Source organism: Actinomadura geliboluensis, from assembly GCF_043197915.1.
GTDB lineage: Bacteria > Actinomycetota > Actinomycetes > Streptosporangiales > Streptosporangiaceae > Spirillospora > Spirillospora geliboluensis.
In genome coordinates this window covers 326709-342879 of sequence record NZ_JBICUA010000007.1, presented here as the reverse complement: position 1 = coordinate 342879, position 16171 = coordinate 326709, and the positions used below count along the sequence as shown (strand labels likewise).

Genomic DNA, 16171 nt, shown 5'->3' with positions numbered 1-16171 from the left:
GGCCCTATTCGTGCCGTTTCCGTGAGTCGGCTTTGAGTTGGGCGGCGAGCGCGGCGGCCTGGGTGCGGCGGCTCATGCCGAGTTTGGCGAAGATGCTGGAGATGTGGTTCTTGACGGTCTTCTCGGCGAGGTAGAGGCGCTCGCCTATCTGCCGGTTGGTGAGGCCCTCGCCGATCAGGTCGAAGATCTGGCGTTCCTGGTCGGTGAGGTGCTGTAGGGGGTCCTGCTTGTCCTGCCGGTTGCGCAGGCGGTGAAGCATGCGGGCGGTGGAGCGGGGGTCCAGGAGGGACTGGCCGGTGGCGACGGTGCGGACGGCGCCGACGAGGTCGGAGCCGTGGATCTGCTTGAGGACGTACCCGGCGGCGCCCGCCATGACGGCTTCGAACAGGGCGTCCTCGTCGTCGAACGAGGTGAGCATGAGGCAGGCGAGGTCGGGCAGCTGGGAGCGGATCTCGCGGCAGACCGAGACGCCGTCGCCGTCGGGGAGCCGCACGTCCAGGACGGCGACGTCGGGGCGGGCGGCGGGGATGCGGGCGAGCGCGTGGTCGGCGGTGCCGGCCTCGCCGACGATCTCGATGTCGTCCTCGGCCGACAGCAGCGCCGCGACCCCGCGGCGGACGACCTCGTGGTCGTCCAGCAGGAACACCCGGATCGTCTCGCCGGCCTCGCGGTTCGGGCTTGTCATCGCACCATTCCCTGCTTTAGCGGTGATGTACGGACGTTACCCGGTCGGAGACGATCTCGGTCGGACGCTGGAGGGCCTGTTCCGGCAGCGGAGGTGAGTCCCTGCAGGTCGTCTGGGCGCTAGGGGATGAGCGGGAGGCCGGAGATTCTGGCAAACCCAGGCGGTGGGACGGCGGTCAGGGGCCGATGTGGTGGTTGTCGAGGCGCGCCCAGGCGGCGTCCCAGAGTTGGTCGCGTCGTCGGTCGTACCTGCGGCGGGCCAGCTGGTAGAGGCCGAGTAGCGGCGCTCCTGTGGCCAGTGCGACGCCGGCCACGGCCAGTCCGGTCTGGGCGAGGGTCCGCGAATGATCTCGTGGTGGAAGAAGCGACACGGTGCCGGGGCCGGCCCAGACCCTGACGCGAGTCCCGATGTCGGGTCCGCGCAAGGTCGTGTAGTCGCCCGTCCGGCGGGTTCCGCCCGGCTCGGTCCAAGCGACGGTGACCTGATGCCGACCCTTCACCTGCTTGATCTTCACCACGGTCGCGTCGACCCGGTGCCATGTGGCGGCCTCGTACCGCTCGGCCCGCACGCCCGAGTCGTGGACGATCCAGGCGGTGTAGACGGCCAGTGACGGGGTGATGCCGGAGAAGATCATCAGCAGGATGACGCCGAGCCTTCGCTGGGCGCGGTCGACGTCCCGTCGCAGGTCATTGCCGTCCAGGCCGAGGCTACGGCGCCATCGATTCGCTCGCGCCCGCATCCTCGCCCGTTTCATGACGCCGCCCCCTTCCGACCAGCCTGAAGCGACGCTAAACGCGAGGCAACGGCGGCCTACAGGGACCGAGGGCCCGTGACCGGTGGGTCTTTGGGCCTTGCGTGCGGCCGGACACCGGGCCGTTGGTCCCTTCGATCTTGCGCCGAAGGGACCTACAGCGCGCCGGGCGGTGGGGGTTGAGTCATAGGTGATGGAACCGGCGATGTGATGGAAGGTGAGACGGCGATGGCAGTCTCCGAGCACAAGACGCACGCGGGGCGCGGCACCCTGATCCAGGTGGTGGCGCCGAAGCCGCTGACCGAGACGCCCGCCGCCCGCTACGCCTGGGCCGCGGCCCGGCTGGCGCTGGGCTGGATCTTCGTGTGGGCGTTCGTGGACAAGGTCTTCGGTCTGGGCCACGCGACCCCGGCCGGGAAGGGCTGGCTCGACGGCGGCAGCCCGACCGAGGGGTTCCTGGCGCACGCCCCCAAGGGCCCGTTCGCCGGGTTCTACAACGACCTCGCCGGCGCCGCGTGGGCGGACTGGCTGTTCATGATCGGCCTGGCCGGGGTCGGCGCCGCGCTGATGCTGGGCATCGGGATGCGGATCGCCGCCGCCGGCGGCGCGGCACTGCTGGTCATGATGTGGACGGCGGTCCTGCCCCCGGAGAACAACCTGTTCATGGACGACCACATCATCTACGCGATCCTGATCATCGGGCTCGCCCTGGTCAGCGCCGGCGACACCCTGGGCCTGGGCCGCTGGTGGAGCGGCACCGCCCTGGCCAAGCGCTTCCCCATCCTCAAGTAGCCGACAACAGCAACACCCCTCAAGGACGCCCGCCCACCCGGCGGGCGTCCTGCTGTTGCGTCACCCTCGCGCCAGTCCAACGCACCGCAGCGTTGGACGAGGGTGGTCAGGCGTCGGTCGGTGGGCATCCGGCGCATCACGACCAGGTGCTCGCAAACGCCGCCGCCCCGGGCGTCTGCGTCGGCGATGGCCGAGGTAGACGCCCGGGGCGAACCAGTGGTTGATCCAGACTTCCTAAGGGCAGGCGCTCTCGCGCCGCTCGCGGGCCGCTGAAGTCACGCTCTCGGGTACGTGGTGCGACGGGTGTCGTCGTGGTCGTATCCGAGGGTGTGGACGACGTCCACGACGCCTTCGGTCGCGGCGGTCAGGCGGACGACGATCGGGATGAGGCTCTTCTGCTCCACCCGCCCGGTCAGGTGGACGACGCCCTCCTGGACGCGGACGTGCAGCTCGGCGGGATCCTGCCAGAGCTTGTGGATCAGGACGTCCTGGATGACCTCGTCGCGGATGTCGGCGTCGGACCGCTGGAAGACGCTCAGCAGGTCGCGTCGGGCCACGATGCCGGCGAGCCGGCCGTCCCCGTCGATGACGGGCATCGCCTTGAACCCGTGGGCGTTCAGCAGCCGCGCGGCCTGGGGGATCGAGGTGTGCGGGGCGACGGAGACGGCGGGCGTGCTCATCAGCCCTCGGGCGTCCACGGCGGCGGCCTTGGCCTCCGCGTCGGCGTGGCGCCGCAGCCGGGCCCGCAGCGGCCGGTGGCCGGCGCCGTCGTCCTTGTACTCCTGCTTGCGGAGCAGGTCGGCCTCGGTGACGATGCCGGTCACCCGGCCCGTCACGTCCAGGACGGGCACAGCGCTGATGCGGTGCTCGGCCATGGCGTCGGCGATCTCGGTGAACGGGGTCTCCTCGGTGACCGTGACGACCCTCTTGGTCATGACGTCCTGGACGGTGCGGCGTTGCATGATGCCCTCCCGGGTTTCACAGTGCCGTTGACTCGGTGGTGTGGTCGGCGCAGATCACCAGCGGGCAGCGTGCGCGTTCGCGGACGACCGGCACGGTGTCGCCGCCGAGCGGGTTGCCGTGCTCGGAGTGCACTCGGGCGCCGATGACCAGCAGTTCGGCATGCGCGGCGGCGTGGGCGAGCGCCTCGCCGGGCGCGCCGTTCACGATCCGGAGCCGGGTGTTGAGGTGCTGGGCGCGCGGGATCGCGTGCGCGACCAGGCGCCGCAGCCGCAGCCACTCCCGCGCGGTCCGCAATGGGCGGGGCGCCGTGGCCCCGTCGGTCTCGACGACGCGGACGACGTCCAGCCGCGCGTGCCGTTCGAGGGCCTCGCGGGCGGCGCGCCGCAGCGCGGCCATGGAGTTGGGGGAACCGTCCACTCCGACGACAACGGAGCGGTGTTCGGGCATGACCCACATCGCCGACCTCCTTGAGTCGCTTCCACCCTCCCTCGCCGGATGGCCGTAGGTCAGAGCCGTCCGTCCTGGCGGGTAGGGGACCTTCGACCTCCACCGCGTCTCGCTGGAGCCGAGGTCGGGGCCGTCCGACGCGGCGGCGGAGGTCCCGGTGAGCGGGGGTCCTTCGGCCCTGTGAAGGCGGCCGGCCCGGAGGTGGGATGGAGATGTCGAACGAGGAGGACGTCATGAGCCATGTGGTCGTGGGCTACGACGGAACCAGTGAGAGCGAGCGGGCCGTGCGGTGGGCGGTGCGGGAGGCACAGCTGCGGCGGCTGCCGCTGACGGTGTGCCACGCCTGGCGCTGGCCGTACCCGATCAGCTACATCGACTACGAGGGCGAGGCCACCATCCGCCGGATGGGAGAGCATCTCCTCGACCACGGTGTGGCGCTCGCGCGGGAGCTGGCGCCGGGCCTGAAGGTGAACAAGCGGCTGAAGGACGGCAGCGCGGCTCCGGCCCTGCTGAACGAGGCCGGGGACGCCGAACTGATCGTGGTCGGCTCGCACGAGCCGGACCAGATGCCCGTGGGCTCGACGGCGCTGCGGGTGCCGGCCAAGGCCGACCGCCCCGTGCTGGTCGTCCGGTCGGCGGCGCCGCGCGACGGCCTGGTGGTCGTCGGCGTGGACGGCTCCGCGGGCGCGGACGTCGCGCTGGCCTTCGGGTTCGAGGAGGCGGCGCTGCGCGGCTGGCGGCTGCGCGCGGTGTACGGATGCTGGGAGCCGGGCGCGGCCCCCGACGGAGACCTCTCGCTGTTCGGCGACGAGGACAGGCTGCGCCGCGCGGCCGGTGCCGTGCTCGAACGCGCCGTGGCGCCCTGGCGGGTGAAGTACCCGCAGGTGCAGGCCATGACGTCGCTGGTGCTGCAGTCGCCGCGCGAGGCGCTGTTCCAGGCGGCCGAGGACGCGACGCTGATGGTGGTGGGCGCGCGGGGGACCGGGGTCGTGGAGCCGCTGACCCTCGGTGCCACGAGCGACGCGCTGCTCAAGCACGCCCCGTGCACGGTCGCCGTCGTCCCGAACCGCACCCGGTGACGATGCCGGCGGACTGAGAGGTAGGAGGGGGTGAGTCGGATGCGTACCGTGACCGGTGCGGATCTCGCGCATGAGCCGTTCCTGGACGGCATGAGGAGCGCCGACCTGCGCAGGCTGGCGACGGCGGCCCGGTTCACCGAGTTCGCGGCGGGGAGGCGCATCTTCAGCGAGTCCGATCCGGCGGAGCGGTTCTGGCTCCTGCTGGAGGGGACCGTGATCGTCGACCTGCACGCGCCCCGGCGCGGCGCCGTCATCATCGACACCTTCGGCCCGGGCTCGGTGCTCGGCTGGTCGTGGCTCTTCCGTCCGCACCAGTGGCGTTTCGGCGGGGTGGCGACCACCCCGGTGCGGGCCATCGAGTTCGACGGACGGCTCGTCCGGACGCTCTGCGCCGTCGACCCTTCCATGGGCTACGAACTGACGCGCCGCTTCGCCGAGCTCGTCGTGGAGCGCCTGGAGACGGCACAGGCGCGGCTGACGGAACTCCCTGAGGCCGTCGCCGATGGCGATGCCTCGTCCCGCCTCCCGCATGGAGTCGGCGGTGTGGCGGCGTCCTGGTACGAGAGGCACTAGGCCGTTCTCGCGGACCACGATCCCCTGGCCGGGGTGGCGCCCGGCCAGGGGATCGCGATGGTGTTCAGTGCCGGGCTCGGCTGTTGGCCGCGGCTGTTCGGTCGGCCTTCCGGCGGGTCGTCCAGTACCGGGTGACGTGCTGCATCCGGGCGCGCAGACGGGCGGCGGCCAGGCTGCCGGCTTCCGACATCGAGGTGGCCGAGGCGTAGGCGTTGACGGGCAGCCCGTTCAGGTCGACCCGGAGCGAGACCAGGTAGGGACGCGGCACGGCGGGGTCGGGAAGGACGTTGAGCGTGGCCTTGGCGTACAGCACCGGACGCGGGGCGTGCGCCAGGACCCGCGCCACGACCTCGCGGATGTGCTGCACATCCGACTGCGGGACGTCCCGCAGGGTGGTGATCTCAATGTCGAACTGGTCGGCGACTGTGTTGGACAACGTCGGCCTCCTCATGCGAAGGGATCACCACCAACGTTGATCCACAGCCGGCGTCCGCCCTAGGGACCTTCGTCATCACCCCGCAGAGCCGTTCGGCCCGCCTCGACACCCCGGCGCGATTGCGGGCCGAAGGTCCCTGTTGTTCCGGACTGAGGCCCCTCTTGGACGAGGCCATCGCGGGCAAGGCTGCTCATGTGGGAGATCAACGGGTCGGCGAGAGCGGGGAGAAGAGCATGAGCGAGCAGGCGGCCACCGGTGTCGTCGTCGGGTACGACGGTTCGGAGAACGGGATCCGCGCCCTGGACTGGGCCGCCGAAGAGGCCCGGATCCGCGACCTCCCGATGACCGTGATCCACGCCTGGCAGTACTACATCGGCGGCTCGATGGCCATGCCGATGCTGGACCTCCAGGCCCTGGCGCAGAAGACCCTGGACGGCGGCATCGAGCACGTCCGCGAGCAGGCGCCCGACGTGCCGGTGCAGGGCGTCCTCGAATGCGGGCAGCCGGCCGCCAAGCTGATCGAGGCGGGCAAGAGCGCCACTTTGATCGTCCTGGGGCCGCGGGGCCTCGGCGGGTTCGCCGGGCTGGTGCTCGGATCGGTCGGCGCCCAGGTGGTCGCGCACGCCTCCTGCCCCGTGGTGATCGCCCGGGGCGACGTGAGGGAGGCGGGAGCGGTCGTGGTCGGCGTGGACGGTTCCTCGGAGTCGTCGGCCGCGCTGGCGATCGCGTTCGCCGAGGCCGAACTGCACGGGTCCTCCGTGCACGCGGTGGTGGCGTGGGAGTCGGTCCCGGTGGAGGGTCTCCCGCCCCTGGCGGACGAGGCCGGTATGCGGAAGGCCGCCACGGCACGCCTGGACCGGCTGACGACCCCCTTCCGCGTCCTCCACCCCGGAGTGAACGTGCGCGCGGAAGTCGTGGTCGGGGCACCGCGAGAGGTGCTGCTGGACGCCTCGCAGGACGCGCGTCTGCTCGTCGTCGGCTCGCGAGGGCTGGGCGGCTTCCGCGGCCTCCTGCTCGGATCGGTCAGCCAGGCTCTGGTGCAGCACGCGCATTGTCCGGTAATGGTCGTCCACGCGCCCCAGAACACGGGGGCCTAGCGCGTTCGGCGGCGCCTTGGCCGGGGTGGCGCCGCCGTTCGCAGGCGAGCCGGGGATCCGGGGCGGACTGCCTCCCGAAGCGCGGGTCGGCCAGACTGGAGGGCGTATACCCGAGGCTTGGAGGCGGTATGGGTGGTCCCCGGCGGTTGCCCCGGCAGGTCTACGAACGTGAGCTGCTCCGGCTGCAAGAGCAATTGATGATGCTGCAGGAGTGGGTGCGCGCGGAGGGCGCGCGCGTCGCCGTGGTGTTCGAAGGACGCGACGCCGCCGGCAAGGGGAGCACCATCAAGCGCGTCACCGAGTACCTCAACCCGCGCGTCGTGCGGATCGTGGCGCTGCCGGCGCCGAGCGACCGGGAACGGACCCAGTGGTATTTCCAGCGGTACGTCGAGCACCTGCCCGCGGCCGGTGAGATCGTCCTGTTCGACCGGTCGTGGTACAACCGCGCGGGAGTCGAGCGGGTCATGGGCTTCTGCACGCCCCAGGAGTACCGGCGCTTCTTGCACCAGTGCCCGATCTTCGAGCGGATGCTGGTCGAGGACGGCATCCTGCTGCGCAAGTACTGGTTCTCGGTCAGCGACGCCGAGCAGGAGCGCCGCTTCCGCAGCCGGCTCGACGACCCGATGCGCAGGTGGAAGCTGTCCGCCATCGACGTGGAGTCGATCTCGCGCTGGGAGGAGTACTCGCGTGCCAAGGACGAGATGTTCGTCCACACCGACATTCCCGAGGCGCCCTGGTTCGTGGTCGAGAGCGATGACAAGCGCCGTGCGCGCATCAACATGATCTCGCACCTGCTGTCGAGCATTCCCTACCGGGAAGTGGAGCGCCCGCCGCTCCAGCTGCCGGAACGTCCCCCGTCGAAGGGGTACGAGCGGCCGCCGCGAGACGAGCAGACCTACGTCCCGGATCACGCGGCGACCTTGAGGAGCTGAGGGGCCGAAGGTCCGTGCGGAGGGGACTTTGGACACGATGCCGTCTCGACGCCGGTCCCGCAGGCTGTGAGTGCCGGGCACTCACGGCTGGAGGTCATCGAGATGGTCAGCACCGCACGAATTCCGGCGGAGCGTTGGGACGCGCCCGCGAAGCCTCTCGGAAGCGAACGCACTGATCTGGCGGCGCGCTTCGTCGCCCGCGCGGCGGTCCTGGCGCCGTCCATCAACAACACCCAGCCGTGGCGGATCGTCGAGCGCCCCGACGGGCTGGAGCTGTGGGCCGACCGCGCGCGCCAGTTGCCGGTCGCCGACCCGGCCGGGCGGGAGATGCTCATCAGCTGCGGCGCGGCCCTGTTCAACGCGCGGCTGGCCGTCCGGCGCCTCGGCTTCACGCCGCGGGTGCGGTTGCTGCCGAATCCGGCGTATCCCGACCTGCTGGCCCGGATCGTCTGGGGGACGAGGACGGTCCCACGGCCGTACGAGGAACTGCTGTACCGGACGATTCGGCTCCGTCACACGCATCGCGGGCGGTTTCTGGCGGTCCCGTTGCCGCCCATGCTGCCGACCGTGCTGGCCGGCATCGCCCGGTACGAGGGCGCCGGCCTCCGCGTCGTCAAGGACGAGGGGCAGCGCGGGCAGCTCGCCGAGCACGTCCAGGCCGCCGAGGTGGTCCAGCTCCGCGATCCCCGCATCCTCGGCGAGCGGCTGACCTGGACGGCGCCGGCGGGCACCGGGCGCCTCGACGGTGTCGCGCCCGCCTCCTCCCCGGCCCCGGCGGACGGTCTGGAGTTCCCCTCGCGGGACCTCACCGCCGGAGCGCCATGGGGGTTCCAGCGCCAGGCGGGCGACTGCGAAACCGCGTCCGCCGCCCTGGGGACGGTGGCGGTGCTGACCACCCGTGAGGACAGGCGTGTGGACTGGCTGCTCGCCGGCCAGGCGCTCCAGCATGTCCTCCTGCACGCGGCGACACTGGACGTGAGCGCGGCCTTCCACACGCAGCCGCTGGAACTGCCCTATCTGCGGGCGGCGGTCCGCCGCGACCTGGCCTGCGGGCATCCCCAGATGGTGCTGCGCCTCGGCCGCGCGGCGCGTCGCCCGCCGAGCCGGCGGCGTCCGGTCGCGGACGTCCTCAGCGGCGACTGACGTCCGTCACGGCAAGGGACCATGGTCCCGATCGCCGGTGACCTTGGGACGATGATCTGCGGGGGTGTCCCGTCAGACGCTGGAGACATGACGGAGCGGCATTCCGGTGCGCGGGCGTTCGCGCTGCTGACCGACGGCGTGCAGATCGAGATCAGGCGGCTCGGCGCGGCGGACCTGGACGCGGTGCGCGAGCTGCATGAGGGGTTGTGCGAGGAGAGCCTGTACCTGCGGTTCTTCGGCCTCAACCGGGCCATGGCGGGCGAGGTGGCCAGGCGGGTCTGCCGGACGGACGGCAGTGATCACGCGGCCCTCGGCGCCTGGCTGCACGGCGACCTGGTCGGTGTCGCGGAGTACGAGCCGACCGGGGTGCCGGGGGAGGCGGAGGTCGCGATGGCGGTCGCCGACCGGATGCACCACCGCGGCGTCGGGACCCTGCTGCTGGAGCACCTCGGGTCGCTGGCCCGCGACAGCGGGCTCGTGGCCTTCCGCGCGGACACGCTGCCGGAGAACAGCGCGATGCTGCGCGTGTTCGCGGACGCGGGGATGCCGGCGCGGCAGCGGACGTCCGGCGGTGTCGTCGAGGTGACGATCCCGCTCGGCTGCGGCGACGAGTACCTGGACGCGGTCGCGGAGCGCGAGCGGCGCGCGGACGTGGCGAGCCTGGAACCGCTGCTGCGGCCCCGGTCGGTGGCGGTGATCGGGGCGTCGCGCCGGCGCGGGACGGTCGGTGCCGAGCTGCTGCGCAACATCGTCGCGGGCGGTTTCAAAGGCGCCGTGTACGCGGTGAATCCGCATTGCGCGGGGAGTGACCTGCACGGCGCGCCGTGCGTGGCGACGCTCGCCGACCTGCCCGAGGCGCCCGACCTCGCCGTGATCACGGTGCCCGCGCCCTCGGTGCCCGGTGTGGCGGCGGCGTGCGGGCGGTTCGGGATCCCCGCGCTCGTGGTGATCAGTTCGGGGTTCACCGCCGGCCAGGGGCGCGCGCTGCTGGCGACCTGCCGGGAGCACGGCATGCGGCTCGTCGGACCGAACTGCCTGGGCATCGCCAACACCGGCATCTGGCTGGACGCGACGTTCGGCGCCCGCAGGCCCGTCCCCGGGACCGCCGGTGTGGCGGTGCAGTCGGGCGGTGTCGGGATCTCCCTCCTCGAAGAGCTGTCCCGGCTGGGCATCGGCGTCTCGACGTTCGCCTCCGTGGGCGACAAGTACGACGTCAGCGCCAACGACATGCTGATGTGGTGGGAGTCGGACGACACGACCCGCCTCGGCATCCTGCACGTGGAGTCGTTCGGCAACCCCCGCAAGTTCGCCCGGACGGCGCGCCGGGTCGCCGCGACGATGCCGCTGCTGACCGTCCTGGCCGGACGGTCCGCGCCCGGCACCCGGGCGGCGGCCTCCCACACCGCCGCCGCCGCGACCCCGGAGCTGACCCGCCGCGCGCTGTTCGAGCAGGCCGGCGTCGTGGCCACCGACGACCTGGGCGAGCTGGTCGACGCCGCCGCGCTGCTGGCGACCCAGCCGCCGCCAGCCGGGCCGCGGGTCGCGGTGCTGTCCAACGCGGGCGGCGCCGGGGTGCTGGCCGCCGACGCCTGCGCCGACGCCGGACTCACCGTCCCCGTCCTGGACGAGGCCACGCGGCGCCACCTGGCGGACATCCTCCCGTCCTGCGCGGCCGTCGCCAACCCCGTCGACACCACCGCCGCCGTCTCCGCCGACGTGTTCGGGGACGCCCTCGACCTGCTCGCCGCGGACGACTCCGTGGACGCCGTGCTGGCACTGGTGGCCCCGACCGCGCTCGGCGACCTGCGGGACGCGCTGCGCGCCTGCCGCAAGCCGATGGCGGCGGTGGTGCTCGGGCAGGCCGAGACGGTCATGGTCAACGACGACGGGTTGCCGTGCTACGCCTACCCGGAGAACGCCGCCCGCGCGCTCGCCCACGCCTGGACGTACGCGCGGCGCCGGGACATCCCGAAGGAGCCGGCGCCCGTGCTGCCCGGCTTGCGCCCGGACGAGGCGTCCGGCATCATCGGCGGCTTCCTGACCGGCGCCCCCGACGGCGGGTGGCTGCCGCCCGCCGAGACGTACCGCCTGCTGGAGTCCTACGGGCTGCCCGTGGCGCCGTGGCGGTGGGCCCGCACCGAGGACGAGGCCGCCACCGCCGCCCGCGACCTGGGCCGTCCGGTGGCGCTCAAGGCGCACGCCGCCGATGTCGTGCACAAGACCGCGGCGGGCGCGCTCGAACTCGGCCTGGACGGGGAGGACGCCGTCCGCGCCGCGTTCGGCCGCCTGTCCGAGCGGTTCGGCGGGGATCTGGAGGGCACGCTCGTCCAGGCCATGGCGGAACAGGGCGTCGAGGTGCTGTGCGGCGCCGTCCAGGACGAGGTCTTCGGAGCCGTGGTGATCTTCGGGGCCGGCGGCGTCGACACCGACGCCTTGGCCGACCGCGCCGCCCGCCTGGCGCCGCTCACGACCCGCGACGCCGATGAGCTGATCCGAGCCCCGCGCCTGTCGGCCCTGCTCCGCGGCCACTCGGCGCGCCCGGCCGGCGATCTGGAGCGGCTGCGGGAGGTGCTGATCCGGCTGTCCCGGCTGGTGTCCGACCATCCGGAGATCACCGAGCTCGACCTCAACCCGACCATCGTCCGCCCGGACGGAGCGGTGATCGTGGACGCCCGCGTCCGGCTCGCGCCCCGCCGCTCCTGGGACCCCTACCTGCGCCGCCTCCGCTGAGCACAGACTCCGCTGAGCACAGACCAGGACGATCACGGGTGGCGGGGCGGACGCCTGCCGGTGATCGCGGCATCGTCCGGCCGGCCTGCGGGCCCGCCCTGCCGGGCGAGTTGCATGAGCATCGAGGTCATCAGGCTGTCGAGCCAGCCGAGCGCACCCGAGCACGCGGCGCGCGTCCCGGCGACGCCGGAGTTCTCGTCGAGCGGCGGCAGCAGCTCGCGCACTTCCTCGGCGAGCTGCGGCGAGACCGACCGGACCACTTCGTTCCGGAGGGCGTTGAACACCATGGCGGCCCGATGGGCGGCCGCGTCATCGACGCCGCCGGAGTGGAGCTCCTCGTTCACGGCGGTGAGCAGCCGCCAGGTGCGCATCAGCCGGGTGGGGGCGGTCACCTCGTAGCCTCTGCGCGCCTCACGGGCATCACCGATCAGGACGGTCATCCGTGTCGGACGGGACACCGGTGCGGTGCTCCCGGTGCGGTGCGGCTTCCGTCGAGTGTTCATGTCGCCTCCAGCCGGTTCAGGTGGTGGGCGCGGTCTGTGCCGCCTCCTTGAGGAGTTCGTCGATGCCCTCGCGGATGCCCGCGCTCAGGGTCTCCAGGTCGGGGACGGCGTCATGGTCCCCGGTGATCCCGAACGACAGGGCGCCGTCGTAGGAGACGATGCCGACGGCGGTGCGCAGACCGGCCGTGATCGGGATGTAGGGGTCGATCTCCAGCATCCGCCGGCCCATCGCGTACAGCGGGACGGCCGGGCCCGGGACGTTGGTCACGATCGTGTGGATCAGCGGCTGGCGCAGCCGCAGCGCCGTGTGGGCGGCCGCGGCCAGCAGGCTCGGGGCGTTGCCGAAGAGCTGGACGAAGGCGTCGAGGCCGGCGGCCTGGTCGCGGCTCTTCAGCCCGTCCATCTGCTCCCTGACGAGGTGCAGGCGCCGCAGCGGGTCGGGCTCCCCGCACGGCAGGTCCACCGGCACCGCGGACACCCGGTTCGACGGGACGCCGCGCTCGTCCGCCGAACGGACCGACACCGGCACCATGGCCCGGACGATCGACTCCCCGGTGAGGAGGCCCCGCGCCTCCAGGAGGTCGCGGAAACCGCGGGCGGTCGCGGCCAGGGCCACGTCGTTGACCGACCCGCCGAACGTGCGCCGGATCCGGTCGACCTCGTCCATCCCCGCGTGGGTCCGAGTCCAGCGCCGGCGCGGCCCGGTCGGCCCGTTGAGCGCCGACGCGCCGGACCCCATGAGCCGCGTCGCGTAACCGGGCACCGAGCCCGCGACCGCGAACGCGTCGCGCAGGACAGGCAGGAACAGCCGTCCGGCCTGCCGTCCGAAGTCCTTCAGCCCGTCCATGACTCCGTCGCGCAGCACGGCCATGGCGGACGGCTCCGGCTTGGGTGTCCAGGCTCGGGGTGTCGCGGGCGTCCAGTTCGGGTCGGTGTCCAGCAGCACCGCCAGCAGGTCGATGCCGGCTATCCCGTCCACCATGCAGTGGTGCACCTTGCAGATCAGCGCCCAGCGGCCGTCCGCGAGCCCGTCGACCAGCCACACCTGCCACGGTGATCGGGTGAGGTCCAGCGGCGGCGCCAGGAGGCGGCCGGCCAGCTCGTGCAGTTCCTCCGGGCCGCCGGGTTCGGACGCGGTCGCGCGCAGGATGTGGTCGCCGATCGAGAAGCGCTCGTCGTCCACCCAGACCGGGTGGGCCAGGTTGAACGGGACGGTCCGGACCCGCTGCAGGCAGCGCGGCGCGAGCCGCAGCCTCGCGAACACCTGCCGCACGAGGTCCGGGTAGTCGGGCGCCGGACCTTCGAACACGGTCACGGTCCCTATCTGCAGCGGGCTCGTGTCGTTCTCGGCGAAGAACATTCCGGCGTCCAGCGCGTTCATCCGTTGCATCGTTCACCGCCCTGTGAGGTCTCCTTCGAGCCAACCTCCGGGCGAGCCCCCGCCCCATCCGGCGTTCGTCCCCCGCGGACGGGCCGAAGGTCCCTGCCGCCTGTGCTGGTACTGATCTGCGGCACATCGACTCGCCGGTCGCCTCGGCCGGGACCGCACCGATCCGCTGTCAGACGAACGTGACCGTGTTCTCCCAGCCGAAGGCGGCCGTGCGGGGACGCATGAACTTCTTGTCGAGCCGGGTGATGCGCAGAATCCGCGCCATCTGCGGTCGGACACCGGTGAGCGTGACGGCGCCGCCGCGGCGCCTCGCCAGTCGGTCGGCGGACACGATCGCCGCCAGTCCCCGGGCGTCGCAGAAGGTCAGGGCGGACGCGTCGATCAGGACGTCCGGGCCGTGCTCGTCGATCACTCGGGCCAGTTCGGTCCCGAAGCGGCCGGCGGTGGCGATGTCCAATTCACCGGCGGCCGCCACCCGCGCCACACCGGTTTCGTAGTCGGCCAACCTCGTGAGTTGCACGGACGCTCTCCGCGAGATGGCGTTCACATCCATGCTGATCCTTCCGTGGATCCCTGTCGTCACTCCAGGCTCCGTTGCCGTCCACCGCGCTGCAAGGGACCAACGTCCCGACGGCCCCAGGGCGGGTGTCCTCCGGTGTGAAGCGAATGTGGAAACGAATGCAGGGACGTATGCGTGGGTAGCCTCAGAGGCCAGGGCGAGCCGCCAGCGCGAGAAGAAGGGGGAACGATGCAGCAGTTCTCGGTGGGTGATCACGTGCGATGGAACTCCGAAGCGGGATACGTGGAAGGAGTGATCATCAAAAAGCACACGGAGGACGTGGAATATAAAGGCCACATGCGCCGCTGCAGCAAGGACGATCCGCAGTACGAGATTCAGAGCGACAAGACCGACCATATTGCCATGCACAAAGGGCAGGCACTGACGAAGCTGTAGCCGCCATGAGCATCGTCGAGGAAGTGCGTGAGGCGGTCATCGCGATCCCTGCCGGTACCGTCGCCTCCTACGGCGACATCGGCAAAAGGATCGGCGCGGGGCCGCGGCAGGTGGGGCGGGCCATGAGCCTGCTGGGCGACGACGTCCCGTGGTGGCGTGTCGTGTATGCCGACGGAAGACCCGCCACGTGCCACGGCGGGTCGGCCCGAGGAATGCTCCACGACGAAGGAACGCCGATGCTCGGCACCCGCGTGGACCTGGACCGCGCCCGCCACCGGTGGACCTCTTAGGCATTGCTCATTGGCCGGCGCCGCGGCCGAGATCGATGGTCACCGCCACGGCGGGGAGCGGGAAAGTATCGCAACCGGTTGGTTGTGATAGCGTCCATGGCAACCGATGAGTTGCCATGGGGGTAGCCGTGCCCGTTCCGGATCGCATCGAGCGGACGCTCGACCTCGCCCACCCGCCCGCGCGGGTGTGGGCGGCGCTGACCACCGCCGAAGGGCTCGGCGGCTGGTTCGGCTCCCATGCGGAGGTCGACGACCTGCGTCCCGGCGGTGAGGCCCGGGTGCGGTGGGACGGGCAGGGCGAGTTCACCCTCTGGATCCAGGTCGTGGAGCCGCCCCGCCGGTTCGCCTACACGTGGGCGATCGAAGGGCTTCCGGCGGACGATCCGCGGCGCACCTACGTGGAGTTCACGTTGGAGCCGTCCGGCACGGGCACCCGGGTGACGGTCGTGGAGAGCGGCTTCGCCCAGCTGCCGGACCACCTGGGCGGCGCCTACGAGAGCAACGTCCACGGGTGGCGGACGGAGCTGGCCGAGCTGGCCGGGTACCTCGATGCCGCAGCCTGACCAGGCCGAGTCCGTCGCCCAGGCGGTCTTCACCGCACTGGCCGACCCGACCCGGCGCGGCATCCTCGCCGAGCTCGCCGCGCGCGGCCCCGCGACCGCGACCGACCTGGCCGCCCGGCTCCCCATCTCCCGCCAGGCGATCGCCAAGCACCTCGGCCTGCTGTCCGAAGCCGGGCTGGTCCGGGCGGAGGCCGGAGAGCGGCGCCGGATCCGCTACCGGCTCCAGACGGGACCGGTGGCCGTGGCCCAGTCGTTCCTCGCCGCGCTGGCGCGCGACTGGGACGGCCACCTGAGCGCACTGCGCGACCATCTCGAACACAACACGGGGAGCGAACCATGAGTCCGACATTCCGCGGCGGCCACAACATCGCCATGAAGCTGCCCAAGGCGCAGTTCGACCGCACCGTCGCCTTCTACCGCGACGTGCTGGGCATGGAGGTCACCGACGAGAGCGGGCAGAGCGCCGTGGACCAGTGCGCCTCGGTGCAGCTCGGCCCGGTGAAGCTGTGGTTCGACCGCGTCGACAACTACGCGCGGGCCGACCTGTGGCTTGAGCTGTTCACCGATGACGTCGACGCCGCGACCAGGCATCTGGCCGCGCACGGTGTCCCCGTCCAGGACGAGCTGGAGCCGTTCCCCGCCGGCTTGGACGCCCACTGGATCAGCAACCCGGTCGGCATCCCGCACATCGTCCGCCTCGCCGACGAGGACCAGAGTCCCTCCTGACCGGCGGGCCCGGCGACGTCATCGGCACGTCGACGTGAACGGCGGCCGTGGGGCGCGCCCCCCGGGGGGCGGGGGCCCCCCCGGGGGGGCGGGGGGGCCGGCGCCCGCCCCCAAAA

General features: G+C 72.2%; 20 protein-coding genes. 12 read left to right on the top strand and 8 right to left on the bottom strand.

Features of this window, described 5'->3' with window-relative positions; translation table 11 throughout:
* Positions 1–4: 4 nt before the first annotated feature.
* Positions 5–685, bottom strand: coding sequence for a response regulator transcription factor (locus ACGFI1_RS23950; protein ID WP_301177570.1), 681 nt, complete (start codon positions 683–685; stop codon positions 5–7).
* A 175-nt stretch (positions 686–860) separates the two neighbouring features.
* A complete protein-coding gene (locus ACGFI1_RS23945; RefSeq protein ID WP_392787977.1) occupies positions 861–1439 on the bottom strand; it encodes an Rv1733c family protein in 579 nt (192 codons plus the stop codon).
* Between the two features lie 225 nt (positions 1440–1664).
* Here ACGFI1_RS23945 and ACGFI1_RS23940 point away from each other — a divergent pair, with 225 nt between their 5' ends.
* On the top strand, positions 1665–2228 hold the full coding sequence (locus tag ACGFI1_RS23940; RefSeq protein ID WP_392787975.1) for a hypothetical protein: 564 nt from the start codon (positions 1665–1667) through the stop codon (positions 2226–2228).
* A gap of 275 nt (positions 2229–2503) precedes the next feature.
* On the opposite strand, the gene ACGFI1_RS23935 is transcribed toward ACGFI1_RS23940, so the two are convergent.
* The gene (locus ACGFI1_RS23935; RefSeq protein WP_392787973.1) at positions 2504–3190 is read right to left on the bottom strand and encodes a CBS domain-containing protein; all 687 of its coding nucleotides are present in this window, start codon (positions 3188–3190) and stop codon (positions 2504–2506) included.
* A 16-nt stretch (positions 3191–3206) separates the two neighbouring features.
* Positions 3207–3647: a universal stress protein gene (locus ACGFI1_RS23930; RefSeq protein ID WP_392787971.1), complete on the bottom strand. Its 441-nt coding sequence runs from the start codon at positions 3645–3647 to the stop codon at positions 3207–3209.
* A gap of 203 nt (positions 3648–3850) precedes the next feature.
* On the opposite strand from ACGFI1_RS23930, the gene ACGFI1_RS23925 reads away from it, so the two are divergent.
* Both ACGFI1_RS23925 and ACGFI1_RS23920 read left to right on the top strand, forming a co-directional pair.
* A complete protein-coding gene (locus ACGFI1_RS23925; protein WP_392787969.1) occupies positions 3851–4717 on the top strand; it encodes a universal stress protein in 867 nt (288 codons plus the stop codon).
* Positions 4718–4765: 48 nt separating this feature from the next.
* Positions 4766–5290 carry a Crp/Fnr family transcriptional regulator gene (locus tag ACGFI1_RS23920; RefSeq protein ID WP_392787966.1) on the top strand — a complete coding sequence of 175 codons (525 nt, stop codon included), beginning with the start codon at positions 4766–4768 and terminating at the stop codon, positions 5288–5290.
* Positions 5291–5354: 64 nt separating this feature from the next.
* On the opposite strand, the gene ACGFI1_RS23915 is transcribed toward ACGFI1_RS23920, so the two are convergent.
* Positions 5355–5726 (bottom strand): hypothetical protein, encoded by a 372-nt coding sequence (locus ACGFI1_RS23915; RefSeq protein ID WP_387078715.1) that lies wholly within the window; start codon positions 5724–5726, stop codon positions 5355–5357.
* 233 nt (positions 5727–5959) lie between these two features.
* Between ACGFI1_RS23915 and ACGFI1_RS23910 the strand changes: the two genes are divergently transcribed.
* The 4 genes from ACGFI1_RS23910 to ACGFI1_RS23895 all read left to right on the top strand — a co-directional run bounded on the left by ACGFI1_RS23910 (position 5960) and on the right by ACGFI1_RS23895 (position 11628).
* A complete protein-coding gene (locus ACGFI1_RS23910; protein WP_392787962.1) occupies positions 5960–6823 on the top strand; it encodes a universal stress protein in 864 nt (287 codons plus the stop codon).
* 128 nt (positions 6824–6951) lie between these two features.
* On the top strand, positions 6952–7755 hold the full coding sequence (ppk2, locus tag ACGFI1_RS23905) for a polyphosphate kinase 2 (RefSeq protein ID WP_386873283.1): 804 nt from the start codon (positions 6952–6954) through the stop codon (positions 7753–7755).
* A 102-nt stretch (positions 7756–7857) separates the two neighbouring features.
* Positions 7858–8898, top strand: a complete 1041-nt coding sequence (locus tag ACGFI1_RS23900) for an Acg family FMN-binding oxidoreductase (RefSeq protein ID WP_392787960.1) — start codon at positions 7858–7860, stop codon at positions 8896–8898.
* 87 nt (positions 8899–8985) lie between these two features.
* Positions 8986–11628: a bifunctional acetate--CoA ligase family protein/GNAT family N-acetyltransferase gene (locus ACGFI1_RS23895; RefSeq protein WP_392787957.1), complete on the top strand. Its 2643-nt coding sequence runs from the start codon at positions 8986–8988 to the stop codon at positions 11626–11628.
* Between the two features lie 32 nt (positions 11629–11660).
* Here ACGFI1_RS23895 and ACGFI1_RS23890 read toward each other — a convergent pair whose 3' ends face one another.
* From ACGFI1_RS23890 to ACGFI1_RS23880, 3 genes are all read right to left on the bottom strand, one after another.
* The gene (locus ACGFI1_RS23890) at positions 11661–12131 is read right to left on the bottom strand and encodes a proteasome activator (protein ID WP_386873289.1); all 471 of its coding nucleotides are present in this window, start codon (positions 12129–12131) and stop codon (positions 11661–11663) included.
* A 16-nt stretch (positions 12132–12147) separates the two neighbouring features.
* Entirely contained in the window at positions 12148–13512 is a 1365-nt protein-coding gene (locus ACGFI1_RS23885; RefSeq protein WP_392787955.1) for a wax ester/triacylglycerol synthase family O-acyltransferase, read from the bottom strand.
* Positions 13513–13690: 178 nt separating this feature from the next.
* Positions 13691–14041: an STAS domain-containing protein gene (locus tag ACGFI1_RS23880; RefSeq protein WP_392787952.1), complete on the bottom strand. Its 351-nt coding sequence runs from the start codon at positions 14039–14041 to the stop codon at positions 13691–13693.
* A gap of 228 nt (positions 14042–14269) precedes the next feature.
* On the opposite strand from ACGFI1_RS23880, the gene ACGFI1_RS23875 reads away from it, so the two are divergent.
* The 5 genes from ACGFI1_RS23875 (at position 14270) to ACGFI1_RS23855 (ending at position 16055) form a co-directional block, all read left to right on the top strand.
* Positions 14270–14476: a hypervirulence associated TUDOR domain-containing protein gene (locus ACGFI1_RS23875; protein WP_138640309.1), complete on the top strand. Its 207-nt coding sequence runs from the start codon at positions 14270–14272 to the stop codon at positions 14474–14476.
* Positions 14477–14481: 5 nt separating this feature from the next.
* Positions 14482–14766, top strand: a complete 285-nt coding sequence (locus ACGFI1_RS23870) for an MGMT family protein (protein WP_387078729.1) — start codon at positions 14482–14484, stop codon at positions 14764–14766.
* A 128-nt stretch (positions 14767–14894) separates the two neighbouring features.
* Positions 14895–15329 (top strand): SRPBCC domain-containing protein, encoded by a 435-nt coding sequence (locus tag ACGFI1_RS23865; protein WP_364554415.1) that lies wholly within the window; start codon positions 14895–14897, stop codon positions 15327–15329.
* Positions 15316–15669: an ArsR/SmtB family transcription factor gene (locus ACGFI1_RS23860; protein ID WP_364554416.1), complete on the top strand. Its 354-nt coding sequence runs from the start codon at positions 15316–15318 to the stop codon at positions 15667–15669. Before ACGFI1_RS23865 ends, ACGFI1_RS23860 begins: the two co-directional genes overlap by 14 nt.
* Entirely contained in the window at positions 15666–16055 is a 390-nt protein-coding gene (locus ACGFI1_RS23855) for a VOC family protein (protein WP_138640305.1), read from the top strand. The genes ACGFI1_RS23860 and ACGFI1_RS23855 overlap by 4 nt, the downstream gene beginning before the upstream one ends.
* Positions 16056–16171 lie beyond the last annotated feature (116 nt).